This window comes from Ideonella sp. A 288 (genome assembly GCF_002198735.1).
In the GTDB taxonomy this organism is placed as follows: domain Bacteria; phylum Pseudomonadota; class Gammaproteobacteria; order Burkholderiales; family Burkholderiaceae_C; genus Pseudaquabacterium.
This window is the reverse complement of the sequence record NZ_MWLO01000128.1, coordinates 69229-94436: the sequence shown is the minus strand read 5'-3', so window position 1 is coordinate 94436 and position 25208 is coordinate 69229. Positions and strand designations below refer to the sequence as shown.

Here is a 25208-nt window from a genome sequence, read left to right as displayed (position 1 = left end):
CTCTCTTCTGCCTGGTTCTCAGGCCGTGTGGCGTTTGCGGTAGTGCGCGAGGAAGCGGGCAATGCGGCCGATGGCCTCGGCCAGGTCGTCCGAATTGGGCAGGAAGACCAGGCGGAAATGGTCGGGCGCGATCCAGTTGAAGCCGGTGCCCTGCACGATCAGCACCTTCTCCTCGGCCAGCAGCTCGTAGGCGAACTGCTGGTCGTCCTCGATCGGGTAGACCTTGGGGTCGAGCCGGGGGAACATGTACAGCGCCGCCTTGGGCTTGACAACGCTGACCCCCGGGATCTGCGTGAGCAGCTGGTAGGCCAGATCGCGCTGCCGGCACAGGCGGCCCGTGGGCGCCACCAGGTCCTTGATGCTCTGGTAGCCGCCCAGCGCGGTCTGGATGGCCAGTTGCCCCGGCGTGTTGGCGCACAGGCGCATCGAGGCCAGCATGTTCAGTCCCTCGATGTAGTCCTTGGCGTGGCGCTTGTCGCCCGAGACGATCATCCAGCCGGCACGGTAGCCGCAGGAGCGGTAGTTCTTGGACAGGCCGTTGAAGGTGAGGAACAGCACGTCGTCGGCCAGCGAGGCCAGGCTGGTGTGCACGTTGCCGTCGTACAGCGTCTTGTCGTAGATCTCGTCGGCAAAGACGATCAGCTGGTGCTGCCGCGCCAGCTCAACGATTTCGAGCAGCACGCTGTCGGGGTACAGGGCGCCAGTCGGGTTGTTCGGGTTGATGACGACGATGCCCTTGGTGTTGGGCGTGATCTTGCGGCGGATGTCGGCGATGTCGGGCATCCACTCGGCCTGCTCGTCGCACAGGTAGTGCACCGGCGTGCCGCCGGACAGGGCCACCGAGGCCGTCCACAGCGGGTAGTCGGGCGCCGGCACCAGGATCTCGTCACCGGTGTTCAGCAGCGCGTTCATGCTCATCGTGATGAGCTCGGAGGCGCCATTGCCCAGGTACACGTCGTCCACCGTGACGCCGGCGATCTTCTTTTCCTGGCAGTAGTGCACCACCGACTTGCGCGGCGCGAACAGGCCCTTGCTGTCGGTGTAGCCGGCCGAATGCGGCAGGTTGCGGATCATGTCCTGCACGATCTCGTCCGGCGGCTCCAGGCCGAAGGCGGCGATGTTGCCGATGTTCAGCTGGATGATCTTGTGGCCCTCTTCCTGCATCTGCCGGGCCTTGTCCAGCACGGGACCCCGGATGTCGTAGCAGACGTTGGCGAGCTTGGCGGACTTGGCGATGGGCTTCAAGACAGACTCCAGGGCGCGGGCTCGGCCAGTCCATGGCGCGCCGCAAAACCTATAATTTTAGCCCCAGGGTGTCGAGCCGCTTCTGGCCGATGCGCGCGTCGCGCAGCAGCCGGCCGCGGCCCGGGCCAGGCCTTCTTCCCATCCGCAACCCCCACACTCCGGACTGCGAGCCCACCGTGAAGTTCCAGCCCGACGTTCTCGCCGGCACGAATGTCGTCACCCGCATCGACGCCGATGCGCTGTGGATCGGCAACCAGCGCTTCAGCCACAGCCTGATGGTGCCGTGGACGGGCATGGTCAAGCCCTGGCGCCCGAGCACACCCGAAGAACTGGCCGCGGACGACTTCGATGCGCTGCTCGAGTTGCGCCCCGAGCTGGTGATCTTCGGCAGCGGGCCTCGCCTGCGCTTCGTCTCCCCCGCCTTCATGCGCGGGCTGATCGAGCGGCGCATCGGCGTCGAGACCATGGACACCGGCGCCGCGTGCCGCACCTTCAACGTGCTGGTCAGCGAGGGGCGGTCCGCGGTGGCGGCCCTCCTGCTGCAACCCCCGGGGGCGGCCTGAACGGTGCGCAGGGTTTGCCGAACGATCGTCGAGGCCGGGGTAACTTTATAATCTCGGGTTGAGCCCTGCCAGGGCAATCAGGTCAGAACTCCCACACCGCTCATGACGCCTGTCCTCAACAAAGCACTCCCCGAGTTCGAAGCCCAAGCCACCAGCGGTGTGAAGTTCACGCCCCAGGCCTTCTCCGGCCGCTCGGTGGTCTTGTACTTCTACCCGAAGGACCACACGCCAGGCTGCACCACGGAGGCCATGCAGTTCCGCGATCGCCACAAGGATTTCGTCAAGGCCGGCGCGGTGGTGTTCGGCGTGTCGCGCGACAACATGACCTCGCACGAGAAGTTCCGCCAGAACCTCGAGTTGCCGTACGAGCTGATCGCCGACACCGAAGAAAAGCTGTGCCACATGTTCGGCGTGGTCAAGAACAAGATCATGTACGGCAAGAAGGTGAAGGGCATCGAGCGCAGCACCTTCCTGATCGACCCCGCCGGCGTGTTGCGCGCCGAATGGCGTGGCATCAAGGTGGCCGGCCATGTCGACGATGTGCTCAAGGCCGTCAAGGATCTCGGCAAGAAGGCCGCCTGAGCCCCGCGGGCTTCTGTGTATGATCGATTCATGCACCTGAGCCGAGCCCGGCGCATCCAACTCTCCCGAAAGCCGCACCGGCCTGCCGTGCGGCTTTTTTCTTATCCGAACCGCTGAGAACCGCCCGCGTCCATGCCACTGCCCAAGCCCCCAGCCTCCAAGGCCACCCTGCTGTCACCGGTCGACTTCGAGGCCCAGGCGGCCCCGCGCAAGGACAAGCGCAGCACCAAGGTCGCCGCCGAGCCGGCGGTGCCCGCCTCGCTCGACCTGTTCGATGGCGCCGCCCCGGTGGCCGCGCCGAAACCCACCGCCCGCGGCGCCGTGTCGCCGGCCGCCCGAGCCCCCGCCGCCGTGGCGCCGGCGGCGCGCACCACCAACAGCCTGCCGGTGAAGACGGCGTCGGCCGCCCCGGCCGCCGCTCCGCGCGCGCGCAAGCCCCGGGGCACGGGGCCGGCCAAGCTCTTCGTGCTGGACACCAACGTGCTGATGCACGACCCGATGAGCCTGTTCCGATTCGAGGAACACGATGTCTTCCTGCCGATGATCACGCTGGAAGAACTGGACGGCCACAAGAAGGGCATGAGCGAGGTGGCGCGCAATGCACGGCAGGTCAGCCGCTCGCTCGACGCGCTGGCCACCGACACCAAGTTCGACCCCAAGGAAGGCATCCCGCTGGCCAAGACCGGCCACAAGGACGCCCAGGGCAAGCTGTTCTTCCAGACCACGCTGTTCGAGATCCGCCTGCCCGTCGGGCTGCCACAAGGCAAGGCCGACAACCAGATCCTGGGCGTGGTGCAGAGCCTGCGCGAGCAGTACCCCGAGCGCGAGGTGGTGCTGGTGTCCAAGGACATCAACATGCGCGTCAAGGCGCGCGCGCTGGGGCTGCCGGCCGAGGACTACTTCAACGACAAGGTGCTGGAGGACGGCGACCTGCTGTACACCGGCATCCTGCCGCTGCCCGCCGACTTCTGGGAGCGGCACGGCAAGACGATGGAGAGCTGGCAGCAGGGCGGCGCCACCTTCTACCGCATCAGCGGGCCACTGGTGCCGTCGCTGTTGGTCAACCAGTTCGTCTTCCTCGAGACGCCCGGCGCGGCGCCACTGTACGCGCGCGTGGCCGAGATCACCGGCAAGACCGCCGTGCTCAAGACGCTGAAGGACTACACCAGCCCGAAGAACGGCGTCTGGGGTGTCTCGGCGCGCAACCGCGAGCAGAACTTCGCCCTCAACCTGTTGATGGATCCCGACTGCGATTTCGTCTCGCTCACCGGCACCGCCGGCACCGGCAAGACCCTGATGACGCTGGCCTCCGGCCTGTCGCAGGTGCTGGACGACCGCCGCTACACCGAGATCATCGTCACCCGCGTCACCGTGCCGGTGGGCGAGGACATCGGTTTCCTGCCCGGCACCGAGGAAGAGAAGATGGGCCCGTGGATGGGCGCGCTCGACGACAACCTCGAGGTGCTGGCGCGCGGCGACGGCTCGGCCGGCGAATGGGGCCGGGCCGCCACGCAAGACCTGGTGCGCAGCAAGATCAAGATCAAGAGCCTGAACTTCATGCGCGGGCGCACCTTCCTGAACAAGTTCGTGCTCATCGACGAAGCGCAGAACCTCACGCCCAAGCAGATGAAGACGCTGATCACGCGCGCCGGGCCCGGCACCAAGATCGTCTGCCTGGGCAACCTGGCGCAGATCGACACGCCCTACCTCACCGAAGGCTCCTCAGGCCTGACCTACGCGGTCGACCGCTTCAAGGGCTGGCCGCACTCGGGCCACGTGATGCTGGCGCGCGGCGAGCGCTCGCGGCTGGCAGATTTCGCGTCCGAGGTGCTGTAACCCAGGCGCCAGAAAGGACCACGGCGTCCAGTGGGACGCCGTGGTCCTTCCTCCATCGGGGCCGTGGCCGGCCCTCCCGTGGCTTACTTGGGCGCCATCAGGTCCTTGATCTGCTGCAGCGCCGACGGGTCTTCCATGGTGCTGAGGTCGCCCGCATCGCGGCCTTCGCACACCGCCTGGATCACCCGGCGCAGCATCTTGCCGGAACGCGTCTTCGGCAAGGCGGAGACGAAGCGCACCCGCGCCGGGCGGGCCACGGCGCCGAGTTGCTCGTCGACCAGCTTCATGATCTCGCCCTCGTGCTTGAGCGCATCGGCCGTGGTGGCGGCCTTGCTCGTGTCCTTCAGCACGGCAAAAGCGATCGCCACCTGACCCTTCAGTTGGTCGGCGACGCCGACCACGGCCACCTCGGCGATGTTGGGATGGCTGGAGATGCTCTCCTCGATCTCGCGCGTGCCGAGGCGGTGGCCGGCGACGTTGATCACGTCGTCGGTGCGGCCCAGGATGAAGTAGTAGCCGTCGGCATCGCGGATGCCCCAGTCGAAGGTGCTGTAGACCATGCGGCCCGGGACGCTGGTCCAGTAGGTCTTGACGAAGCGGTCGTCGTCACCCCAGACGGTCTGCAGGCAGCCCGGAGGCAGCGGCCCTTCGACCGTGACCACGCCCTTCTGTCCGGGCTCGGTGATCTCGGTGCCCGTGGCCTCGTCGATCAGCTTGACGTCGTAGCCGTACACCGCCTTGCCGGGTGAGCCGAACTTGGTCGCCGAATCGTCCACGCCCTTGCAGATGCTGAGGATGGGCCAGCCCGTCTCGGTCTGCCAATAGTTGTCGATGATGGGGCGGCCCAGCGATTCGGCGATCCACTTGGCGGTGGGCTCGTCCAGCGGCTCGCCGGCCAGGAACAGTGCGCGCAGCGACGACAGGTCGTACTTGCTCAGGTAGGCCGGGTCCTGCTTCTTCAGCACCCGCACCGCGGTGGGGGCGCTGAACATCACCGTGACCTTGTACTTCTCGACCAGTTGCCACCAGATGCCGGCGTCGGGGCGGATCGGCAGGCCCTCGTACATGATGGTGGCCATGCCGGCGACCAGCGGGCCGTAGATGATGTAGCTGTGGCCCACCACCCAGCCGATGTCGCTGGTGGAGAAGTAGGTCTCGCCCGGGTTGCCGCAGTAGATGTGCTTCATCGACGCGGCCAGCGCCACGGCGTAGCCGCCGGTGTCGCGCTGCACGCCCTTGGGCTTGCCGGTGGTGCCGCTGGTGTACAGCGTGTAGCTCGGGTGAGTGGCATCGACCCAGGTGCAGGGCACCACGGTGTCGAGGTGCTGCTGGCGCAACGCGGCGTAGTCGGCGTCGCGGCCGTCGACCTTGTCGAAGGCGGCCAGGCCGCGATCGACCATCAGCACCCGCGCCGGCTTGTGCTGTGCCAAGCGGATGGCTTCGTCGAGCAGGCCCTTGTACGGCACAACCTTGCCGCCGCGGCTGCCGGCGTCGGCGCTGACGATGACCACGGGCTGCGAGTCGTCGATGCGGCTGGCCAGGCTGACGCTGGCGAAGCCACCGAACACCACCGAATGGATGGCGCCGATGCGCGTGCAGGCCAGCATCGCAAAGGCTGCCTCGGGGATCATCGGCATGTAGATCAGGACGCGGTCGCCCTTCTTCACGCCCAGCGCCTGCAGGCTGGCGGCCATGCGCTGCACCTCGGCGTGCAACTGCCGGAAACTGTAGATGATTTCCTTGTCGACCTCGGTGCTGACGAAGATCAGCGCGTTCTGGTCGGGCCGATCCTTCAAATGGCGGTCGACGGCGTTGTGGCACAGGTTCGTCTTGCCACCCGCATACCAGCGCGCAAACGGCGGGTTGGAGTAGTCGCAGACCTGCGTGAATGGCGTTTCCCATTCGATCAGGGCCGCCTGCTCGCGCCAGAAGCCGTCGCGGTCTTCGATCGAACGCCGGTGGAAATCGCTATAGCTGGTCAAGGGTGTCTCCTTTGTGTCATGCGTTGCGGAGGATTGCACGGCGGGGCACTGACAAGGCCCTGACTCATTCCGCGGGCAACGTCCGTGGCATCTGCCGCAGATCAAACCCCTGGGGCTGACCCTGAGCCCCCTAGAACATGGGGGTGGTATCCTCGCCCCCCGTGCCGCCCACCCGACTGCCCTTGAAGCGACTCCTGATCACGCTGTCCCTCGCCGCCTGCACTGCCGTGTCGGCGGCCCCAGAGCAGCCTGCGCCCGCGCCGGCTTCAGATGGGCTCAGCGGCCTGGTCGATCGCGGACTGCTCCGCCCCCTCGAGAATTCGGCCATCGTGCGGAGCATGCGCGACACGGCCTCCGAGCTGGTCATGCACTCGATGAACTTCCTCGGCGTGCCCTACCGCCGCGGCGGCAACAGCAACGACACCGGCTTCGACTGCAGCGGCTTCACGCGGCACATTTTCGAATCCACGCTCGGCCTGGTGCTGCCGCGCCGCGCCGAAGAGCAGGCCACCACCGCCGGCCTGCTGCCCATCCAGCGCAACGAACTTCGCCCGGGCGACCTGGTGTTCTTCAACACCATGCGCCGCACTTTCTCGCACGTGGGCATCTACGTGGGGGACGACAAGTTCATCCACGCGCCACGCACTGGTGCCCTGGTGCGCGTCGAGGACATGAGCGACGGCTACTGGTCGAAGCGCTTCACCGGCGCCCGCCGCGCCGAGCTGGCCAACGCAGCCACCACCCTGCCCGCCGTGCGCTGACGCTGCGCCCGGCACAATGTCGGCATGGGCGAGACCGTCATCCCGCTGGCCGACCTGCGCTACGCTGCGCCGGTGCCGGCCATCCCCGCGAACCTGAGCGCACCCACCGGGCTGCTGTCCGATCGGCTGGGCCGCCCGCTGCGCGACCTGCGCATCTCGGTCACCGACCGGTGCAACTTCCGCTGCAGCTACTGCATGCCGAAGGAGACCTTCGACCGAGACTACGTCTTCCTGCCGCACGCCTCGCTGCTGAGCTTCGAGGAGATCACCCGGCTGGCCCGCGTCTTCGTGGGCCATGGCGTGCAGAAGATCCGGCTCACCGGCGGCGAACCGCTGCTGCGCAAGGGCCTGGAATCGCTGGTGGCCCAGTTGTCCCAGTTGCGCACGCCCGACGGCGAACCGCTCGATCTCACGCTCACCACCAACGGCTCGGTGCTGGCGCGCAAGGCCCAGGCGCTGGCCGCGGCCGGCCTGAAGCGCCTGACCGTCAGCCTCGACGCGCTCGACGACACGGTGTTCCGGCGCATGAACGATGTCGACTTCCCCGTCGCCGAGGTGCTGGCGGGCATCGATGCGGCGCTGGCCGCCGGCCTGGGGCCGGTGAAGGTGAACATGGTGGTCAAGCGCGGCACCAACGACCACGAGATCGTGCCGATGGCGAGGCACTTCCGGCAGCACTACGACGGCAAGGTGGTGCTGCGCTTCATCGAGTACATGGACGTCGGCGCCAGCAATGGCTGGCGCATGGACGAGGTGCTGCCGTCGGCGCAGGTGCTGCAGCGCCTGCAGGCCGAATGGCCGCTCGAGGCGCTCGATCCCACGGTGGTCGGCGAGACCGCCGAGCGCTGGCGTTATGCCGACGGCGGCGGCGAGATCGGCCTCATCTCAAGCGTGACGCAGGCCTTCTGCCGCGACTGCAACCGCGCCCGCCTGTCCACCGAGGGCAAGCTCTTCATGTGCCTGTTCGCCACCTCGGGCCACGACTTTCGCGCTCTGCTGCGACAGGGCCGCAGCGACGCCGAGATCAGCGCCGCGCTCGGCGCCGTGTGGGCCGGCCGCGAAGACCGCTATTCCGAACTGCGCGGCGCAGCGCCCGGCCAACCCGGTGCCGGCGAGCGCCGCGTCGAGATGCACTACATCGGCGGCTGAACGCCCGCCCGCGCCCCATGACCCCTTCCCTCGAACAGATCGCCTCCTGCATCACCGGCTACGACCCCAATGCGCTGCCGGTGGCGCAGGCGCAGGAGTTCATCGCGCGGCTGGTGCCCCGCGTGCGCACGGTCGAGAAGCTGCCCATCCGCGCCGCCCTGGGCCGGGTGCTGGCCGCCGACGTGGTGTCGCCGATCGACGTGCCCACGCACGACAACTCGGCGATGGACGGCTACGCGCTGCGCGGCATGGACCTGGCCGCCGAGGGCCCGACCGCCCTGCCGGTGGCCGGCGTCGGGCTGGCTGGGCAGCAGTTCGCCGGCCTGGTGCCGCCGGGCCATGCGGTGCGCATCATGACCGGCGCGGTGATGCCCGCCGGCCTGGACACGGTGGTGCCGCAGGAGTTCACCACGCTCGACGCCGATGGCGTGGTGCAGGTGCCGGCCGGCGTGGTGCGCACCGGTGACAACCGCCGCCTGCGCGGCGAAGACCTGGCGCGTGGCGAGCCCGCGCTGGTGGCCGGCCGCACCCTGCGGCCCGCCGACCTGGGCCTGCTGGCCTCGCTGGGCCAGGCCGAGGTGGCGGTGTTCCGGCGCCTGCGGGTGGCCTTCTTCTCCACCGGCGATGAGCTGCGCTCGATCGGCGAGCCGCTGGACGAGGGCTGCGTCTACGACAGCAACCGCTACACGCTGCACGGCATGCTGCAGCGGCTGGGGGTGGACCTGCTCGACCTGGGCGTGGTGCGCGACGACCCGGCCGCGCTGGAGGCCGCCTTCACCGAGGCCGCCGCCAGCGCCGATGCGGTGATCACCTCGGGTGGCGTCAGCGTCGGCGAGGCCGACCACACCAAGCAGATCATGGCTCGGCTCGGCGAGGTGCTGTTCTGGAAGATCGCGATGCGCCCGGGCCGCCCGATGGCCATCGGCCGCCTGGGCCCGCCCGGACGCGAGGCCATGCTGTTCGGCCTGCCCGGCAACCCGGTGGCGGTGATGGTGACCTTCTATGCCTTCGTGCGCGACGCGCTGCTGGCGATGAGCGGCGCCACGCCCGAACCCGTGCCGGTGCTGCGCGCCGTCAGCGAGGCCGGGCTGCGCAAGAAGCCCGGCCGCACCGAATACCAGCGCGGCATCGTCTCGCAGGCGGCGGACGGCCGCTGGATGGTGCGCATCACCGGCGCCCAGGGCTCGGGCATCCTGCGCAGCATGAGCGAGGCCAACGGCATGGTGGTGCTGCACCACGGCCAGGGCCATGTCGCGGCGGGCGACCTGGTCGACGTGATCCCCTTCCACGGCCTGGTCTGAGGCCGGGCGTGGCCCGGCCGCCACGTACCGGTCGGCGCCCGCCGAAGCGCGGGCTCAGCGCGCCGCGCCGGCGGCGGGGGTCAGCACCAGCACCTCACTGCGCGCCCCGGGCGCCGGCCACAGCGGCACGAACTCCACCCGCGTCCAGGGTTCGACGAAGCTGCGGTACAGCGGTGACCAGGGCACGCCGCTCTGGCCGGTGCTGTGCATGATGCGCGACCGGTTCGGATCGGCCAGGTCGTACAGCCCGCGCAGGCTGGCACCGTGGTCGCTGAGGTAGAACTCGCCGGTGGCCGCGTCGGGCACCAGGCCCACGCGCGAGACGTTCACGGTGTAGGTGTCGCCCCCCACCGACGTGCGCAGTTCGAACCAGCGGGCCAGCGCCTTCACGCGCGAGAACGGCCGGTGCTCCGAGCGGGCCAGGTGGGTGCGGTCCCAGCGCCAGGTGGCAGGGTTGGCACCCTGCAGCACCTGCAGCTCGTCCAGCGCCTCGGTGAGCGCGGCATCGGCCTGCGCCGCGCAGGTCTCGACGGCGTCGGCGGTGCCCTTGTCGTCGCACCACCAGGCGTCGTTGCGGGCCATCACGCCTTCGATGGCGTCGTAGTAGCCGCGCATGCCCAGCGTGCGCACATAGAACGGGCCCAGTTCATCGGCCAGCAGGCGGCGCGACAGGTGCCGCGACCAGGCCCAGTAGACGAGCCCGCCGGCCCCGTCGCCGCGCATGTCGCCATCGAAGGCGGCGAGCTGCTGCTGGGCGGCGGCGGCCAGTGCATGCGGGCTCCTGGCCTTCTTCAGCCAGGCCAGCAGCGGTGGCGCGGCCAGCGATCGCACGTCGGCCTGCATCACGCGCAGGTCGTCGATCGAGTGCTTCGGGCGGGATTCGAGCATCTGCACGATGCGGTTGTGGCGATGCGGCAGGGCCCAGTTGCTGGACAGGAAATGCGGGTAATCCGGCGGCACGATGCGCTGGTTGGCCGACGCGATGAAGCCCGCGGCCGGGTCGCGCTGCTGCGGCAGCGCGTCGAAGGGCAGCCAGCCGTCCCAGTCGTAGCGCGCCTCCCAGCCCGGTGCCGGCGCCAGGCCGAACAGGTCGTTGGCGGGCTGGCGCACCGGCACGCGCCCGGGAGCGATGAAGCCGATGTGCCCGTCCCGGTCGGCCACCACCATGGTCTGCATCGGCGCCACCCAGCCACGGGTGGCGTCGATGAACTCGGCCACCGACTTCGCCTGCGCCATGCGCAGCGACGTGCCGACCGAATCGGTGTCGGCGTCGAGCCCCGTCCATCGCATCGCCAGCACGTGGCCAGCCTGCGCCACCACGCCCGGCACGTCGTCGGCCAGGCCGGCGTCCGAGATCACCGGGCCGTGGCGCGTGCGCCGCACGACGATCGGCACGTCGGGCTTGCCCTTGACGCGGATGACCTCGGCGACGGTCTCGAACCTCGCCCAGCCGTCGGGCGTCTGGTAGCGGCCGGGGTCGGCGGGATCGACCCGTTCGAGGTACAGGTCCTGCACGTCCGGGCCGGTATTGGTGAAGCCCCAGGCGATGTGCGGCGACTGCCCCAGCACCACGCCCGGCAGCCCCGGCAGCGTGGCGCCCGCCACGGTGAGCTCGGGTGTCACGATGCGGGCGAAGTACCACAGCGCCGGCGCCGACAGCTTGAGGTGCGGGTCGTTGGCCAGCAGCGGCGTGCCGGTGGCGGTGCGCGAACCGGACAACACCCAGTTGTTGGAGCCCACGCCTTCCAGGCCCGAGGCCGGCGCCGCGGCCAGCAGCCGATCGATCGTGGCGGCCAGCGCGGTGCGCGGCGCCTCGAGCTTCAGCTCGCGGTACAGGGCGGCGTAGTCGCGGCTGGGCAGCGGGGCCTCGCCCGGGTAAGGCGGCAGCACCTCGTCGATGCGGGCCTTGGGCAGCTTCAATGCCAGGCGCAGTCGCATCAGCTCGTGCGTCCAGTTGCCGCCCAGGTCCCAGGCCATCATGATCGACCAGGCCAGGCTGTCGACCGGGTCCCAGGGCTCGGGTCGCACGCCCAGGATCAGGAATTCCGGCGGCAGCGCGCGCACCGCCTCGGCCAGGGCGGCATTGACCCCGCGGGTGTAGGCCAGCAGCACCTGGCGCGCCGGGCCGGTGGTCTGGGCCCACTGGGCCTGCGCGGCGCGGCGCACGCCCAGGGTGCGCAGCACCCGATCGGTGTCCACTGCACCCTCGCCGAAGGCCTCGGCCAGCCGGCCGGCGCCGATGCGGCGGTGGGTCTCCATCTGCCACAGGCGGTCCTGCACGTGCAAGACGCCCAGCGCATGCATCGCGTCGTCCAGGCTCCCGGCGCGGATCGTGGCGATGCCGTGCTCGTCGCGCTCCACGCGCACCTCGGCGCCCAGACCGGGCAGCGCCAGCGTGCCATCCACCTGCGGCAACACGCGTCGGCTGTAGATCCAAGCGGCTGCGGCGGCCAGCAGCACCAGCACCAGGACCAGCAGCCCCCCCCGTTTCATCCAGCGCATCGTCAGCGTCCTTTGCCCGGTCCAACCCGGGCGCCGAGGGTACCAGCCCGGAAATGAGCGGTCGATTCGGTGCACTTCGCCGCATCGGCGTCACAACAGGCTGTCACCATCGTTTCAGGTTCGGACGATTCCGGCCGACAACACCGCCATGAGCCCGCTGTCCCGCTTCTTCCCGTCCAGCATGCGCCGCCGATTCGCCGCCAGCCGCCACGCGTCGGTGACGCCCAGCAGCCTGACGTCGCGCATCGAGGTGCGACCGCCGCAGCTGTGGCCGTCCTCGGTGACGCTGTGGGGCCGCATGCAGCGCTGGCTGATGCAGGACAACCCGTGGTCGCCCGCCTCGGCCCGGCCGGTGAACCGGCTGGCGCTGGTGAAGTCGGAGTTCCACCTGGGAATGGACGGTCTGGAGGGCGCCGAATCGGTGCGCCTGTCCGAGCAGATCGAGCGGGCCCGTTCGCTGCGCGAGCTGTGGCACCTGAGGTCCACGCTGTATGGCCTGCTGGCGGTGCAGCGCGACCAGTCCGAGGCCGAGCGCCGGCTGGCCCAGCTGAACCGCCACTTCCCGACCCGCGCGCCGCGCTCGCCTCTGTCGCCGCAGGATCAGCGCGCCGTGTGATGCCGGGCAGGCCCGCCATGGCCACCCCCCGACCGCTGGCGGGCGCCGGACTGCCGCAGGAACGGCTGGCCCGACTGGCAGCCGAGGCCACGCATGCTGCGCTGCAGGCGCATTTCGACCAGACCCTGGCACACCTGCCCGGGCACCGCGGCGACGGTTTGCGCCGCCGCGTGCACCTGGCCCGCGAGCCGGGCGACCTGTGGGGTCTGCGCGCCGACATGGCCCGCGCCCTGCAACGGGCCGGTGAGCCCGGGCGCCAGGCCCAGGCTGACCTGGACGAGCTCCTGGCCCGCACCTTCTCGCTGCCCGGCGGCTGAAACGCTGAGCGGCCGCAGCCGCCCCGAACTCAGCTCACCACCAGGAAATCCGGCTTGCCCAGTTCCACGCCGTTGTGGCGCAGCAGTGCGTAGGCCATGGTGCAGTGGAAGAAGAAGTTGGGCAGCGCCCAGTGCTTGAGGAAGTACTCGCCCTTGAACCGGTAGGCCTCGCGGGTGCGCATCGGGATGGTGATGTCGCGCTCCTCGCTGCCGTCGATGGCCTCGGCCGGCACCGACTTCACGTAGTCGATGGTCTTGCGGATGCGCTGCCGCAGGTCGTCGAGCGTGGCCTCATTGTCCTCGAACTTCGGCGGCTCCTGCCCGGCCAGGCGCGCCACGCAGCCCTTGGCGGCGTCGCTGGCGATGCGGATCTGCGACGCGAAGGGCAGCATGTCGGGTGCCAGGCGCTGGCCCAGGTAGACCGCAGTGTCGAACTTGCGCGCCTGCGCATGGGCCTCGGCCTTGTCCAGCCAGCCGAGCATCGCGCCGAGTTGCTGCAGGAGGATCGGCGCGCTGGCCGAGTGCATCGAAATCGTCATGTTGGGTTACCGAGGTCAGCGAAGGTCAGCGATGCTAGTGCCAGAGCGTTGCGCCTGCCGGACGCGGCACAATCGCCAGCGACAACATGAACATCATCATCCTCGACGACTATCAGGACGCCGTGCGCAAGCTGCACTGCGCAGCGCGGCTCGAACCCTTCAATGCCAAGGTGTTCACCAACACGGTCAAGGGCATCGGTCAGCTGTCGGTGCGCCTGCGCGACGCCGACGTGCTGGTGCTGATCCGCGAGCGCACCCACTTCCCGCGGGCGCTGCTCGAGAAGCTGCCCAAGCTCAAGCTCATCGCCCAGACGGGCAAGGTGGGATCGCACATCGACGTGCCGACCTGCACTCGGCTGGGCATCGCCGTGGCCGAGGGCGTGGGCTCTCCGGTGGCGCCGGCCGAGCTGACCTGGGCGCTGATCATGGCCTCGATGCGCCGGTTGCCCCAGTACATCGGCAACCTGAAGCACGGCGCCTGGCAGCAGAGCGGGCTCAAGACGGCGTCCATGCCGCCGAACTTCGGCATCGGCACGGTGCTGCGCGGCAAGACGCTGGGGCTGTGGGGCTACGGCAAGATCGGGCAGCTCGTCGCCGGCTACGGCCGCGCCTTCGGCATGAAGGTGCTGGTGTGGGGCAGCGAATCCTCACGCCTGAAGGCCGTGGCCGACGGCCACCTGGCCGCCGACAGCCGCGAGGCCTTCTTCGGCGAATCCGACGTGCTCAGCATCCACCTGCGCCTGACCGACGCCACCCGCGGTGTCGTGACGATGGCCGACCTGGCGCACATGAAGCCCACGTCGCTGTTCGTCAACACCTCGCGGGCCGAGCTGGTGGAGGACAACGCGCTGGTTTCCTCGCTCAACAAGGGCCGGCCCGGCATGGCGGCGGTCGACGTGTTCGAGAGCGAGCCCATCCTGCAGGGGCACCCGCTGCTGCGCCTGGAGAACGCCGTGTGCACGCCGCACATCGGCTACGTGGAGGCCGACAGCTACGAGCTGTACTTCGGCGCGGCCTTCGACAACGTCATCAACTTCATCCGCAACGAGCCGACGAACATCGTCAACCCGGACGCCTTCAAGGTGCTCCGGTGACGGGGCGGCGGCACGCCACTCACCGCGCCGTCGGGCGGGCCTGCGGCCATGCCTGAAGCCCGGGCCGATGCGCCGGGCCTGCCGGCGCCGGCCTCGTGCGGCGAGTTGTTCCGGGCCTTCCAGCGCCTGGCGCTGCAGGGCTTCGGCGGCGTGCTGCCGGTGGCCCACCGCGAGCTGGTCGAGCGCCTGCGCTGGCTGAGCCCGGACGAGTTCGTCGAACTCCTGGCCCTGGGCCAGGTGCTGCCCGGGCCGAACATCATCAACCTGGCGCTGATCTTCGGCGACCGGCACTTCGGCTGGCGCGGCGCGCTGGCCGCCACCGCCGGGCTGCTGTCGGCGCCGATGCTGCTGGTGCTGGCGCTGGCCACGCTGTACCGCCAGTTCGCCACCGAGCCGATGGTGGCCGGTGCGCTGCGCGGCATGGGCGCAGTGGCCGCGGGGCTGGTGCTGAGCACCGCCGTCAAGCTGTGGCCGACGCTGAAGAAGAACGCCCTCGGCCTGCCGCTGGCCGTGGGCCTGGCCGCGGCCACCTTCGCGATGGTGGGGCTGCTGCGCTGGCCGATGGTGGGGGTGGTGCTGGGCCTGGGCTCGGCCGCCATGGCCCTGGCCTGGTGGCGGCTGGCCGCCAGCGAGGCGCCGACGTGAGCGGCGACGGCTGGGCCCTGCTGGGCCTGCATGGCCACGGCTGGGGCGACCTGCTGCAGCTCACGCTGCACTTCATGCTGCTGTCGATGCTGGCCGTGGGCGGCGCCATCACCACCGCACCCGACATGCAGCGCTACCTGGTGCAGCAGCAGGGCTGGATGAGCGCCGAGCAGTTCACCGCCTCGGTGGCCATCGCCCAGGCCGCGCCGGGGCCGAACATCCTGTTCGTGGCGCTGATGGGCTGGAACGTCGCCGGCGTGGCCGGCGTGCTGGCCACGATGGGCGGCATCATGCTGCCGTCGTCGGTGCTGGCGCTGTCCGTCGGCCGCTACGGCCGGCGCCGGGCCGACGCACGGCCGCTGCGCGCCTTCACCACCGGCATGGTGCCCTTGACGCTGGGGCTGCTGCTGTCCACCGGCTGGATCCTGGTGTCGCCGAACCGCGATCACTGGGGTGTGCTGGCGCTGGCGGCCGTCACCGTGGTGGTGATGACGCGCACGCGCCTCAGCCCGATGTGGCTGATCGCGCTCGGCGCGGTGGTCGGCATGCTGGGCTGGGCCTGAGCCAGGGCACTGTCCGTGATCGAAGGCATCCACGACCCCTGGCTGTTCGTCGCCGCCGGGCTGGCGCTGAACCTGACGCCCGGTGCGGACGTGGCGTTGATCGCCGCCCGCAGCACGGCGCAGGGCTTTCGCGCCGGCGCGGCCGCCGCGGTGGGCGTGGGGGCCGGCTGCCTGGTGCACACGCTGGCCGCGGCGCTGGGGGTGTCGGCGCTGCTGGCTGAGTCGAGCTTAGCCTTCACGGTGCTGCGCTGGCTGGGCGCGGCCTACCTGGTGTGGCTGGGGCTGGGGCTGCTGCGGGGGCCGGCCGCCACGCCGGCGGTGCAGGCGACACAGGCGCCGCCGGTGGTGTCGGTGCAGCGCGTGTTCTGGCAGGGCTTCCTCACCAATGCGCTCAACCCCAAGGTGGCGCTGTTCTTCCTGGCCTTCGTGCCGCAGTTCATCGATGCCGGCGCACCGAACAAGGCGCTGGCCTTCGCCGTGCTGGGCGGCGTGTTCGTGGTCAATGGCACGCTGGTCAACCTGGGCTTTGCCGCCGTGCTGTCGACACTGGGCCGGCGCCTGGGCGGCGACGGGCGCGTCGGCCGCTGGCTGGGCCGCGGCGCGGGTCTGCTGTTCGTGGTGCTGGGGCTGAGGCTGGCGCTGGGCGAGGATCGCTGACGTTCAAAAGGCGCGTCCATCGGCGCCGAGCATCGTCGGCAACTGCGCCAGGGCCAGGCGACCGGCCGCCTCAGGCAAAGCGGCCATGCAGGAACCAGCCGCTGCCCTCGCCGTCGGCAGCCAGTGGCAGCCGGGCGCGATAGATCCACACCAGCGTGCCGTCGCCGGTGGCGGCGATGAAGTAGTCGCGCGCGGCCAGGGCGCCGTCCCACCAGCCGGTCTCGATGCGCTCGGGGCCAGCCAGCAGTTGCAGCGGGCGGCCGTCGAGCAGCGGGCGCGCGCCGTGCTCGGGCAGGGGCTGCGGCTCGGGCCACAGCCACACCGGCCGCGTCACCTGCGCCACCCCCGGCGCCGCCCTGCCCGGCACGGCGCCCTGCCGGCCCACCGTGGCAGCATCGGCGGCCGAGGCCTGCGTGGCGCGCTCGGGCCGGTGCTCGGCCACCGGATCGAGCCGGCACACCTGCTCGCGGCCCAGCCGGGCCTGCAGGCGCTCGACCAGGCGCGTCAGGCCCGCATGCTCGCTGGCGCGGGTGGGAAACAGCTCGCCATTGGGCGCCTCGCCGGGCACCACGGCGTCGCAGCGCAGGCCGAGTTCGAGCGTGGGCGCGGGCATCGGCGTGCGCGCCAGGCGTTCGGTCAGCAGCAGTTGCAGGTGGGCCGGGTCGATGGCCGGCTCGGCCAGCACCACCTCCAGCGCCGTGGCCTGCGCGGCGGGGTCGTCGGCATCGCGGTGGCGCCGCTCGTGGTGCATCACCAGGGTGAAGCGGGCGATGCGGCCATGCTGCGCCTGCGCCCAGGCCACCAGCCGCGCCAGCAAGATGCCGGCGCCGGCGATCACCTGCTCGCTGAGGTCGGCGCGGGTGAAGAGTTCGAGCCGGCTGGCGAACGAGGCCGGCAACTCGACCCAGGTGTGCGGCTCGGGCGCGTCGCCGCGGGCCCGGTCGACCGCCAGCAGCAGCCCGGGGCCGAAGCGCCGTGCCAGCCCGCTGCGCGGCAGCGCGCGCAAGTCGGCCAGCGTGTGCAGGCCCATGCCCTGCAATGCTTCCCAGGTGGACGGCCAGGTGGCGGCCTCGTCGCTGGCGGCCGCGGCATCGCTGCCGAGCGCAGGTCCGAGCAGGCCCACAGGGGCCCGGTCGAGCAGCGTGCGCAGCGGGCCCAGGGCGGTGCTGTGCGGGCCGGCTTCGAGGTCGGGCCGCCAGCGCGCCAGCAGGGCGGCCCCCAGCGCGGTGGGCGCGGTGGCCAGTTGCACGCGGTGGCCCAGCGGCCGCAACGCGGTCTTCAGGCGCGCCAGCAAGGCGACCAGGCCGCCGAAATAACGCAGGCTGGCGTGCACCTCGAGCCGCACGCCCTGCCCCGACACGGCCACCGACGGGGTGAAAGCCAGCGCCGCGTGGGCCACCGCCACCAGGGCCTGGGCATCGCGGTGCACGTCGGCGGCGCCCAGCACCAGCACCGGCGCCAAGGCCAGCGCGGTGGCGCGCTTCATGCCCGGCTGCACGCCCAGCGCCTGCGCGGCGGCATCGGCCTGCACGATGCGGTGCGATTCCAGCAGCGCCACCGGCCGGCCGGCCTGCGCCGGGCCCAGCGTCGCGGCGAAGGACTCCAGCGACAGGGCCGGCAGGTGCAGGGCGATCCACAGCATGGTGACGACGGTCCGGCCGCATCGGTGCGCCCGGGGGCCTCAGGCGCGGACTGCGCTGCCCTGGACGCCGGAGAGGCCCGCGACGGCGTCGACCCGGGCCGGACGCGGCGACGCCGGACGGGCGGTCGCGGGGCGCAGCCGGTCGCGCTGGCGCGGGGACAGCACCGGCGCCAGCGCCAGCAGCAAGGGCTCGGCCAGCGGCGGGCCACGCCGCTTGAGCACGCGCACCGACAGCGTGTCGATGCCCGCCGGCGCCAGCAGCAGGCGCAGCGGCGCCACGCTGGGCCGGTGGCGGGCCTCGGCCTCGCGCAGGATGAACACCGGCGCGTCGTGTGCCTGCGCGGCGAGTTGCAACCGGCGCAGCACGTCGACCTTCAGCCCCACCGGCAGCCAGGCCAGCGCGGCGCCCAGGTGGCCACTGCGCAGCGCCTGCTCCAGCGCCCAGAGCACGTCGGCCCCCGGCCCCAGCCGGCTGGCCAGCCGGGGGTTCGGCGCACCGCCGCCCGGTCGACCCGCCGCAGCCCGGCCCTGCACCAACAGCCATTGGCGCGCATCGAGCCCCAGTTGCCCCAGCGCCCAGCCGCACAGCGCAGCCGGCGGGTCGAACAGCATCACGCAGCGGCCGGCACCGGCGTCGGTACCACCCGCACCAGGCTCGCCGCCCCTGGAACAGGCGGCCAGCGCCGGCGCCAGCAGGCGCATCTCGCCCAGCCCCGGGTGCGGCAGCAGCAGTTCGGTGAGCACACGGTGCGGCCAGCCACCGCCGGGCAACTGGGCATCGAGCGCGGCAAAGCCGGTGGGGGTGACGGCCGCGACGCCAGCGCCCAACTGGTGGGCGCGCCACAGCGCCGGGTGCAGGGCTTCCGGCGCGCCAGCGAACGGCACCGGGTGCAGGGTTTCCGGCGCACCGGTGAACGGCGCCGGGTGCAGGGTCTCCGACGCGCCAGCCAACGGTGGCGCCGGCCAGGATTCAGGTGTCTCCGTGGCTGCAGACGGCAGCAAAGGCTCGAACGCCCGGGCCAACGCCGCCGGGCGCAGGGCCTCGGGCGCCGCCATAGGGGCGTGCACCGGGGCAGGCAGGGTCGATGGCAGAGACAGGTCCACCGAATGACTGTACGTTCATACAGTATCCAAGGCAAGCCCGCAGGCTGCGTCGATAATCACGCCCGCGCTGCCACCGTGCCGGCGTGACCCCCTGGCCCATGCCCACCCTGCTGCAGCGCTTCGCCCGCATTGCCCCCTACTTCCGCCAGGCCCGTGTCGGCTTGCTGGTGGCGTTTGCCGGCTCGCTGATCGGCGCGGCCACCGAGCCGATGATCCCGGCGCTGCTCGAGCCGCTGCTCGACAAGGGCTTCTCCGCCGGCCAGTTGCCGCTGTGGGCGGTGCCGCTGGCCATCGTCGGCCTGTTCACCGTGCGCGGCGTGGCCGGCTTCATCGCGCAATATGCCCTCAGCTGGGTGGCCCAGCGCGGTCTGCAGGACCTGCGGCAGCAACTCTTCCAGCGCGTGCTCACCGCCGGCGGTGCGCTGTTCAGCCAGCAGTCGGCCAGCAGCCTGACCAACACCCTGGTCTACGAGGTCCAGACCGGCACCACCATGCTGATCAGCTCGGTGCTCACGCTGCTGAAGGATTCGCTCACGCTCGTGGCCCTGCTCGGCTACCTGTTCTGGCTGAACTGGAAGCTCACGCTGTTCGTGGCCGTGCTGTTCCCGGCGGTGGCGCTGGTGATGCGGGTGGTGGGCAAGCGGCTGCACCGCCTCACGCGCGAGGGCCAGGACGCCACCGACCAACTGGCCTATGTGGTGGAAGAGAACGTGCTCGCCTGGCGCATCGTGCGCATGCACGGCGCCGGGCCGTCGCAGGCCGCGCGCTTCGAGCGCCATGCGCTGGCGCTGCGCCGCGTGCTGCTCAAGATCGTCGCCTCAGGCGCGGCCATCACGCCACTGACGCAAATCTTCGCCGCGCTGGCACTGTCGGCCGTCATCGTCGTGGCGCTGTGGCAAAGCGGCAGCGGCGGCGCCACCGTGGGCGGCTTCGTCGCCTTCATCACCGCGATGCTGATGCTGGTGGCGCCGGTCAAGCACCTGTCCGATCTGATGACCCCCATCACCCGCGGCCTGGCCTCGATCGAGCGCGGCCTGCAACTGCTCGACCAGAGCCCGGCCGAGCGCGGCGGCAGCCATGCACCGGCGCGCGCCCGCGGCGAGATCACGCTGCGCGACGTGGTGCTGCGCTACCGCGATGACCAGGCCAACGCCCTGGATGGTCTGTCGCTGCACATCGCCCCCGGCGAGATCGTCGCGCTGGTGGGGCCGTCAGGCGCGGGCAAGTCGTCGCTGATCAACCTGCTGCCCCGCTTCATCGAGCCCGGCAGCGGCGACGTGCGGCTCGACGACGTGCCGCTGGCGGAATGGGACGTCGACGCGCTGCGCCGGCAGTTTGCGCTGGTGAGCCAGGACGTGGTGCTGTTCAACGACACCGTGGCCGCCAACATCGCGCTCGGCGACGCACCCGACCGCGAGCGCGTGCGCGCGGCACTGGCCGGCGCCCACCTGATCGAATTCGTCGACAGCCTGCCGCAGGGCCTCGACAGCGCGATCGGCCACAACGGCAGCCAGCTCTCGGGCGGCCAGCGCCAGCGCCTGGCCATCGCCCGCGCGCTTTACAAGGACGCGCCCATCCTGATCCTGGACGAAGCCACCTCGGCACTGGACAGCGAATCCGAACGCGCCGTGCAGGCCGCCCTGGACAAGCTCATGCAGGGCCGCACGACCCTGGTCATCGCGCACCGGCTGTCGACCATCGAGCATGCGCACCGCATCGTCGTGCTCGAGGCCGGCCGCGTCGCCGAGCAGGGCAGCCATGCCGAACTGCTGGCCTCCGGCGGGCTGTATGCGCGGCTGCACGCGATGCAGTTCCGCAGTTGATCGCACGCTCGTCTGCCGCGATGCTGAACTGGCTCGACCGCTTGCCGTGGACTTGGCTGCTGCTGTTGGTGGCCTGGATGGCCATTGCGCCGATCACGCCAGAGCCTCATCTGGTCGAGAAACTGCGCCTTCTGTTCCAGGGCGCACTGGTCCGCCCACTGGACATGTTCGATCTGGCCATGCACGCGGCACCGCTCTTGCTGGTGATGCTCAAGCTGTGGCGAAAGTGGCGCGCGCGCAGCACCTGAGGTGACCGGGCGCATGCCGGCTGCGTGGCCCTTCGGGCCGGGCCGGTTGCAGCCTCCACCGTCTGATGCGGCCGTGGAGCCCGCCCGTCGCGGCAGCGACCCGTCGCTGTGGCGGGATGCTGGACAAGCAGGGCAAGCGACCGCTCGCCGCAAGCGCGTCCTCGACGCCACACGGACTGAAAGCCGCAGGCGTGGACAACCCAAGCCTGGACTTCGCGGTGGCCGTCGGTGGCATCCGCAGTCGGCCGCGGGCCCGTGGCAACGATCTGCCGCACTGCACAGCGGCTGGCCAATGTCGAATCGCCCCGCAAGAAGGCGTCGTTTCGAATCGAAGGCTCAGCTCACCAACTCAGCGGGCGCATTTGCGCCGCGGGGACCACACGAGTCAAGTTGGCAATACAAGCGACAACGGCCCGTCACCTTGCGATGAGGGGCCGCTGGAAGGGCTGTGCCTGATGTTACTTGGGGTGGCTGATGGGACTCGAACCCACGACGACCAGAATCACAATCTGGGACTCTACCAACTGAGCTACAGCCACCACCGAAGCGGCAAATTATAGCGTGCTGCGGGCTAGTTGCCCGCTGCCGCGGCAGACGCCGGTGTCGGCACCTTGGCCACGACGACCGCCTTGAAGCGCGACTTCAGCGCCTTGTAGTACGCATCACCCTCGGCCTGAGCCATCAGTTGCGCAAACTGTGCCTTCATCGTGTCGGCCTGCCCGGGGGGCAGTTCGGGCGGCAGCACCTTGTCGACCCGCACCACCAGGTAACCCCGGTCTTCGAGATCGATACCAACCACGGCGGGCAGTTTGCCCGCGTCGGCGCGCAGCACCGCGTCCAGCGCGCGCCGCTCGAAACCCTCTGGCGTGGCGCGCGACACGATGGCCTGGGTCGGCAACTCGGCTGCCGGATCCTTCTGCAGCTGGGCCAGTCTCGCAGCGCCTTCGGTGCGCGCCAACGCCGCCGCCTGGCTGGCCTTGACCCGCACCTGCACGCTGGCCTTCACCTCGGACAGCGGCCGTGTGCGGGCCGGCTGGTGCGACACGATGCGGGCCGAGGCCAGCTGGTTGGATCCCACCTCGACGGCATCGGTGTTGCGCTTGTTCTTGATGGATTCGCCGCTGAACACAGCCTCCAGCAGCTTCTGCGACGCCAGTGCCCCCTTGGCATCCGGGGCGGGCGAGCGCATCACCGTGGCGGTGAGCTTCTCGAGCTTGAGCTTGTCGATCACCGGTTGGAGGCTGTCGGCCTGCTCATAGACCGTGTTGGTGAACTGCTCGGCGGCCTCGGCCCAACGCTTGGTGGCCAACTGCCTGCGCACGTCTTCTTCGATGGAACTGCGAACAGCATCGAAGGGCTTGCGGTCGCCACCGCGGGTGGCTTCGAGCTGGATGACGTGGTAGCCGAAATCGGTCTCGATGACCGGGCTGATCTCGCCCGCCTTGAGCGCGAAGGCGGCATCCTCGAACGCCTTGACCATCGCCCCGCGGCCAAAGAAGTCGAGGTCGCCACCTTGGGCGGCGGTGCCGGTGTCTTCGGAGTTCTTGCGGGCCAGATCGGCGAATCCAGCCGGGTTCTTGCGGGCCTCGGCCAGCAGGGTCTCGGCCTTGGCCTTGGCCTTCTGCTTGACGTCGGATGCCGCGTCCTTGTCGGCCTTGATCAGGATGTGACGCGCGCGGCGTTCCTCGGCGACTGTATAGCGGGCGACGTTCTCGTCGTAGTACTTGCGCAGGTCGTCCTCGGCGACCGTGATGCCCTTCTTGAGGACTTCGAGGTCGAGCACCGCGTATTCGATGGTGGCCTGCTCCGGCGCCTTGAACTCGGCCTCGTGGGCCTTGTGGAAGGCCTCGACGTCGGCATCGGTCGGGTTGACGCGGGCCAGGTAGTCCTTGGTATCGAAGCGGACGAACTTCACCTCACGGCGCTGGAGCACGGCATCGAACGCGGCCGACGTGGCAGACGACGGGGCCACGGTGGTGTCGGCCACGCCGCGCAACACCTGCTGCACGGCCATGTCCTGGCGCAGGCGCGAGGCGAACATCTCGGAGCTCATGCCCTGTGCTGCCAGCAGGTCCTTGTTGACGCTGCCGTCGGCGTTGCGCAACTGTGCGTACTGCGGCTCCGACACGAAGAGCCGGTGCAGACGCTCGTCGGACACGCCGAGGTGCAGTTTGCGGGCGGCGGTGGCCAGCACCCGGTCGCGGATCAACGCGTCCAGGGTTTCGCTGCGGGCCAGGGGGGAGTCGAACAGCTTGGGGTCGAGATTGGGCATTTCCTGCCGCACCCGCTGGACCTGCTGCTGGTGCGCGGCGTCCCATTCGGCCTGGGTGATGCCCTGCCCGTCGACCGTGGCGACGTTCTGGTTGCCCCCCTCGGAAAACGACGAGTAGCCCTGGATGCCGAAGACGACGAAGGACGGAAGGATCAGCAGCAACAGCAAGAGTTGCAGCAGGCGGGTGTGCGAGCGAACGAAATCGAACATGACGAACCTTCAGGGCAATCACGGCGCCTTGCGGCCAGACGAAAAAAAAGCGAACCGCGGTTCACCTTTGCAGGACGGCCGAGCCGGACATGGCGGCGCGAAGCCCGGATTCTAACGGTGTGGTGGGTGCTGACGGGCTCGAACCGCCGACCTACGCCTTGTAAGGGCGCCGCTCTACCAACTGAGCTAAGCACCCGCCGAATATCGGGACATCAGTTCAGCGCGTCTTTCAGGGCCTTGCCCGGGCGAAACTTCGGCACCTTGGCCGCCTTGATCTTGATGGTGGCGCCGGTGCGGGGATTGCGGCCGCTGCGAGCGGCACGCTTGCTGACGGCGAAGGTGCCGAAACCGACGATCGACACGCTCCCATTCTTCTTCAATGTGGTGCGAACCCCCCCGATCACCGCCTCCAGGGCCCTGGTGGCAGCCGCCTTGGAAATGTCGGCCTGCTTGGCAATGTGATCGATCAACTCGGACTTGTTCACGAATTCAACCCCCTCAATCTACGGTGTCGCTGCGGACTTGGATTTCTGGCGACCACTCTCGTCTCACGCTCGCACAAGACAACTGGACATGGCGGCCGGGAAGCGGATTACAGCGGCGGCGCCAAGAGGTGTCAAGCAAACGCTGCCCATTGTTCGACTGCGATCAACGGGCCGCAATGGACGGGCGCATTCCGCCACGAAGTACCAGGGCAACGCCGAGCGCGCACAGTGCCATGCCGGCCAGGCTGACCATCGTCAGCGGCTCGTCGAACAGCCACCAGGCCAGCACCGCGGTGCAAGGCGGCACCAGGTAGAGCAGGCTCGTCACCTGCGTGGCGGCACCGCGCTGGATCAGGATCATCAGCAGCGAGCTGCCCCCCAGCGTCAGCGCCAGCACCGACCAGGCCAGCGCCAGCGCCACCTCGGCACCCCAGTCGATGGTCGGGTCCTCCAGGACCAGGGCCAACGGCAGGCTCACCAGCAAGGCAGCACCGATCTGCACCCCGTTGGCCGTGCGCGCATCGCAGGGCGCCACATGCCGCTTCTGGTACAGCGTGCCGACGGTGATGCTGGCCAGCGCCAGCAGGGACAGTGCCAGGTTCGTGCCTGTCACCACGCCCAGCGCAAACTTGTGCCAGACCACCAGGCCCAGGCCGAACAGGCCCAGCAACAGGCCCGCCCATTGCACCGGCGCCACCCGGTGGGTGCCGCGCCACGACACCCAGGCGGCGGTCAGCAGCGGCTGCAGGCCGACGATCAGCGCCACCGTGCCCGCGGGGATGCCCGCTTTCACGGCGCTCCACACGCCCCCCAGGTAGCCCGCGTGCATCAGCACGCCGGACACCGACAGGTGCAGCCAGGCCGACCGACCGACCGGCCAGGCCACCCCGGACATCCGGGCCCAGAGGGCGAAGGCCAGCACCGAGCAGGCATAGCGCCAGCACAGGAAGGTCAGCGGCGGCGCATGAGGCATGGCCAGGCGCGCCACCACGAAGCCGGTGCTCCAGATCAGCACGAACACCCAGGGCATCGCGCCGACCAGGGCGCGGTCATCGCCGACGGGCGGCGTCAT

23 protein-coding genes and 2 tRNA genes are annotated in these 25208 nt (G+C 70.2%); 14 read left to right on the top strand and 11 right to left on the bottom strand.

The window, feature by feature from the left end; all coding sequences use genetic code 11:
- Positions 1 to 18: 18 nt before the first annotated feature.
- On the bottom strand, positions 19 to 1245 hold the full coding sequence (locus EOINJALH_RS16810) for a pyridoxal phosphate-dependent aminotransferase (protein WP_088282089.1): 1227 nt from the start codon (positions 1243 to 1245) through the stop codon (positions 19 to 21).
- 176 nt (positions 1246 to 1421) lie between these two features.
- On the opposite strand from EOINJALH_RS16810, the gene EOINJALH_RS16805 reads away from it, so the two are divergent.
- The 3 genes from EOINJALH_RS16805 (at position 1422) to EOINJALH_RS16795 (ending at position 4226) form a co-directional block, all read left to right on the top strand.
- A complete protein-coding gene (locus EOINJALH_RS16805) occupies positions 1422 to 1808 on the top strand; it encodes an Mth938-like domain-containing protein (protein WP_199873395.1) in 387 nt (128 codons plus the stop codon).
- Between the two features lie 102 nt (positions 1809 to 1910).
- Positions 1911 to 2390 carry a peroxiredoxin gene (locus EOINJALH_RS16800; protein WP_088282085.1) on the top strand — a complete coding sequence of 160 codons (480 nt, stop codon included), beginning with the start codon at positions 1911 to 1913 and terminating at the stop codon, positions 2388 to 2390.
- 132 nt (positions 2391 to 2522) lie between these two features.
- Positions 2523 to 4226: a PhoH family protein gene (locus tag EOINJALH_RS16795; RefSeq protein ID WP_088282083.1), complete on the top strand. Its 1704-nt coding sequence runs from the start codon at positions 2523 to 2525 to the stop codon at positions 4224 to 4226.
- Positions 4227 to 4309: 83 nt separating this feature from the next.
- Here EOINJALH_RS16795 and EOINJALH_RS16790 read toward each other — a convergent pair whose 3' ends face one another.
- Positions 4310 to 6247, bottom strand: coding sequence for a propionate--CoA ligase (locus EOINJALH_RS16790; protein ID WP_088282081.1), 1938 nt, complete (start codon positions 6245 to 6247; stop codon positions 4310 to 4312).
- A gap of 299 nt (positions 6248 to 6546) precedes the next feature.
- Between EOINJALH_RS16790 and EOINJALH_RS16785 the strand changes: the two genes are divergently transcribed.
- Genes EOINJALH_RS16785 through glp form a run of 3 tightly spaced genes read left to right on the top strand, consistent with a single transcriptional unit; the run spans position 6547 to position 9419 of the window.
- Positions 6547 to 6969, top strand: a complete 423-nt coding sequence (locus tag EOINJALH_RS16785) for a C40 family peptidase (protein ID WP_310732314.1) — start codon at positions 6547 to 6549, stop codon at positions 6967 to 6969.
- A 24-nt stretch (positions 6970 to 6993) separates the two neighbouring features.
- Entirely contained in the window at positions 6994 to 8118 is a 1125-nt protein-coding gene (moaA, locus tag EOINJALH_RS16780; RefSeq protein WP_088282077.1) for a GTP 3',8-cyclase MoaA, read from the top strand.
- A 17-nt stretch (positions 8119 to 8135) separates the two neighbouring features.
- Complete coding sequence (gene glp / locus EOINJALH_RS16775) at positions 8136 to 9419, top strand: gephyrin-like molybdotransferase Glp (protein ID WP_088282076.1); 1284 nt, start codon at positions 8136 to 8138, stop codon at positions 9417 to 9419.
- A gap of 54 nt (positions 9420 to 9473) precedes the next feature.
- Here the strand turns inward: glp and EOINJALH_RS16770 are convergent, their stop codons facing one another.
- Positions 9474 to 11921 (bottom strand): penicillin acylase family protein, encoded by a 2448-nt coding sequence (locus EOINJALH_RS16770; protein ID WP_088282074.1) that lies wholly within the window; start codon positions 11919 to 11921, stop codon positions 9474 to 9476.
- Positions 11922 to 12069: 148 nt separating this feature from the next.
- On the opposite strand from EOINJALH_RS16770, the gene EOINJALH_RS16765 reads away from it, so the two are divergent.
- Positions 12070 to 12537 (top strand): hypothetical protein, encoded by a 468-nt coding sequence (locus EOINJALH_RS16765; RefSeq protein ID WP_088282072.1) that lies wholly within the window; start codon positions 12070 to 12072, stop codon positions 12535 to 12537.
- Between the two features lie 17 nt (positions 12538 to 12554).
- Positions 12555 to 12854: a hypothetical protein gene (locus tag EOINJALH_RS16760; RefSeq protein ID WP_144290055.1), complete on the top strand. Its 300-nt coding sequence runs from the start codon at positions 12555 to 12557 to the stop codon at positions 12852 to 12854.
- Between the two features lie 29 nt (positions 12855 to 12883).
- On the opposite strand, the gene EOINJALH_RS16755 is transcribed toward EOINJALH_RS16760, so the two are convergent.
- Entirely contained in the window at positions 12884 to 13393 is a 510-nt protein-coding gene (locus EOINJALH_RS16755; protein ID WP_088282068.1) for a DUF1993 family protein, read from the bottom strand.
- Between the two features lie 86 nt (positions 13394 to 13479).
- Here EOINJALH_RS16755 and EOINJALH_RS16750 point away from each other — a divergent pair, with 86 nt between their 5' ends.
- The 4 genes from EOINJALH_RS16750 to EOINJALH_RS16735 are packed head-to-tail and all read left to right on the top strand — an operon-like array spanning position 13480 to position 16352.
- Positions 13480 to 14487 (top strand): D-2-hydroxyacid dehydrogenase family protein, encoded by a 1008-nt coding sequence (locus tag EOINJALH_RS16750; RefSeq protein ID WP_088282066.1) that lies wholly within the window; start codon positions 13480 to 13482, stop codon positions 14485 to 14487.
- Positions 14488 to 14535: 48 nt separating this feature from the next.
- Positions 14536 to 15132, top strand: coding sequence for a chromate transporter (locus tag EOINJALH_RS16745; protein ID WP_088282064.1), 597 nt, complete (start codon positions 14536 to 14538; stop codon positions 15130 to 15132).
- Positions 15129 to 15695 (top strand): chromate transporter, encoded by a 567-nt coding sequence (locus tag EOINJALH_RS16740; protein WP_234413891.1) that lies wholly within the window; start codon positions 15129 to 15131, stop codon positions 15693 to 15695. Before EOINJALH_RS16745 ends, EOINJALH_RS16740 begins: the two co-directional genes overlap by 4 nt.
- Before the next feature lie 15 nt (positions 15696 to 15710).
- Positions 15711 to 16352, top strand: coding sequence for a LysE family translocator (locus EOINJALH_RS16735; protein WP_310732313.1), 642 nt, complete (start codon positions 15711 to 15713; stop codon positions 16350 to 16352).
- A gap of 70 nt (positions 16353 to 16422) precedes the next feature.
- Here EOINJALH_RS16735 and EOINJALH_RS16730 read toward each other — a convergent pair whose 3' ends face one another.
- Complete coding sequence (locus EOINJALH_RS16730; protein WP_088282062.1) at positions 16423 to 17994, bottom strand: DNA polymerase Y family protein; 1572 nt, start codon at positions 17992 to 17994, stop codon at positions 16423 to 16425.
- 39 nt (positions 17995 to 18033) lie between these two features.
- A complete protein-coding gene (gene imuA / locus EOINJALH_RS16725; protein WP_234413890.1) occupies positions 18034 to 18945 on the bottom strand; it encodes a translesion DNA synthesis-associated protein ImuA in 912 nt (303 codons plus the stop codon).
- A gap of 251 nt (positions 18946 to 19196) precedes the next feature.
- On the opposite strand from imuA, the gene msbA reads away from it, so the two are divergent.
- Both msbA and EOINJALH_RS16715 read left to right on the top strand, forming a co-directional pair.
- Complete coding sequence (gene msbA, locus EOINJALH_RS16720; RefSeq protein WP_088282241.1) at positions 19197 to 20921, top strand: lipid A export permease/ATP-binding protein MsbA; 1725 nt, start codon at positions 19197 to 19199, stop codon at positions 20919 to 20921.
- A gap of 20 nt (positions 20922 to 20941) precedes the next feature.
- Positions 20942 to 21169 carry a hypothetical protein gene (locus EOINJALH_RS16715; RefSeq protein ID WP_088282060.1) on the top strand — a complete coding sequence of 76 codons (228 nt, stop codon included), beginning with the start codon at positions 20942 to 20944 and terminating at the stop codon, positions 21167 to 21169.
- Positions 21170 to 21632: 463 nt separating this feature from the next.
- Here EOINJALH_RS16715 and EOINJALH_RS16710 read toward each other — a convergent pair.
- The 5 genes from EOINJALH_RS16710 to EOINJALH_RS16690 all read right to left on the bottom strand — a co-directional run bounded on the left by EOINJALH_RS16710 (position 21633) and on the right by EOINJALH_RS16690 (position 25208).
- Positions 21633 to 21708, bottom strand: a tRNA-His gene (locus EOINJALH_RS16710).
- A 32-nt stretch (positions 21709 to 21740) separates the two neighbouring features.
- A complete protein-coding gene (locus EOINJALH_RS16705) occupies positions 21741 to 23651 on the bottom strand; it encodes a SurA N-terminal domain-containing protein (protein ID WP_088282057.1) in 1911 nt (636 codons plus the stop codon).
- A 120-nt stretch (positions 23652 to 23771) separates the two neighbouring features.
- Positions 23772 to 23847, bottom strand: a tRNA-Val gene (locus EOINJALH_RS16700).
- Between the two features lie 16 nt (positions 23848 to 23863).
- On the bottom strand, positions 23864 to 24136 hold the full coding sequence (locus tag EOINJALH_RS16695; RefSeq protein WP_088282055.1) for an HU family DNA-binding protein: 273 nt from the start codon (positions 24134 to 24136) through the stop codon (positions 23864 to 23866).
- 163 nt (positions 24137 to 24299) lie between these two features.
- On the bottom strand, positions 24300 to 25208 hold the full coding sequence (locus EOINJALH_RS16690; protein WP_088282053.1) for a DMT family transporter: 909 nt from the start codon (positions 25206 to 25208) through the stop codon (positions 24300 to 24302).

Bases quoted from the DNA above. Each gene is read 5' to 3' on its own strand.
- EOINJALH_RS16800 (WP_088282085.1), top strand. From the start codon at position 1,911: ATGACGCCTGTCCTCAACAAAGCACTCCCCGAGTTCGAAGCCCAAGCC.
- EOINJALH_RS16795 (WP_088282083.1), top strand. From the start codon at position 2,523: ATGCCACTGCCCAAGCCCCCAGCCTCCAAGGCCACCCTGCTGTCACCG.
- EOINJALH_RS16785 (WP_310732314.1), top strand. From the start codon at position 6,547: ATGCGCGACACGGCCTCCGAGCTGGTCATGCACTCGATGAACTTCCTC.
- moaA (WP_088282077.1), top strand. From the start codon at position 6,994: ATGGGCGAGACCGTCATCCCGCTGGCCGACCTGCGCTACGCTGCGCCG.
- glp (WP_088282076.1), top strand. From the start codon at position 8,136: ATGACCCCTTCCCTCGAACAGATCGCCTCCTGCATCACCGGCTACGAC.
- EOINJALH_RS16770 (WP_088282074.1), bottom strand. From the start codon at position 11,921: ATGCGCTGGATGAAACGGGGGGGGCTGCTGGTCCTGGTGCTGGTGCTG.
- EOINJALH_RS16765 (WP_088282072.1), top strand. From the start codon at position 12,070: ATGAGCCCGCTGTCCCGCTTCTTCCCGTCCAGCATGCGCCGCCGATTC.
- EOINJALH_RS16760 (WP_144290055.1), top strand. From the start codon at position 12,555: ATGGCCACCCCCCGACCGCTGGCGGGCGCCGGACTGCCGCAGGAACGG.
- EOINJALH_RS16755 (WP_088282068.1), bottom strand. From the start codon at position 13,393: ATGACGATTTCGATGCACTCGGCCAGCGCGCCGATCCTCCTGCAGCAA.
- EOINJALH_RS16750 (WP_088282066.1), top strand. From the start codon at position 13,480: ATGAACATCATCATCCTCGACGACTATCAGGACGCCGTGCGCAAGCTG.
- EOINJALH_RS16745 (WP_088282064.1), top strand. From the start codon at position 14,536: ATGCCTGAAGCCCGGGCCGATGCGCCGGGCCTGCCGGCGCCGGCCTCG.
- EOINJALH_RS16730 (WP_088282062.1), bottom strand. From the start codon at position 17,994: ATGCTGTGGATCGCCCTGCACCTGCCGGCCCTGTCGCTGGAGTCCTTC.
- msbA (WP_088282241.1), top strand. From the start codon at position 19,197: ATGCCCACCCTGCTGCAGCGCTTCGCCCGCATTGCCCCCTACTTCCGC.
- EOINJALH_RS16715 (WP_088282060.1), top strand. From the start codon at position 20,942: ATGCTGAACTGGCTCGACCGCTTGCCGTGGACTTGGCTGCTGCTGTTG.
- EOINJALH_RS16705 (WP_088282057.1), bottom strand. From the start codon at position 23,651: ATGTTCGATTTCGTTCGCTCGCACACCCGCCTGCTGCAACTCTTGCTG.
- EOINJALH_RS16690 (WP_088282053.1), bottom strand. From the start codon at position 25,208: ATGACGCCGCCCGTCGGCGATGACCGCGCCCTGGTCGGCGCGATGCCC.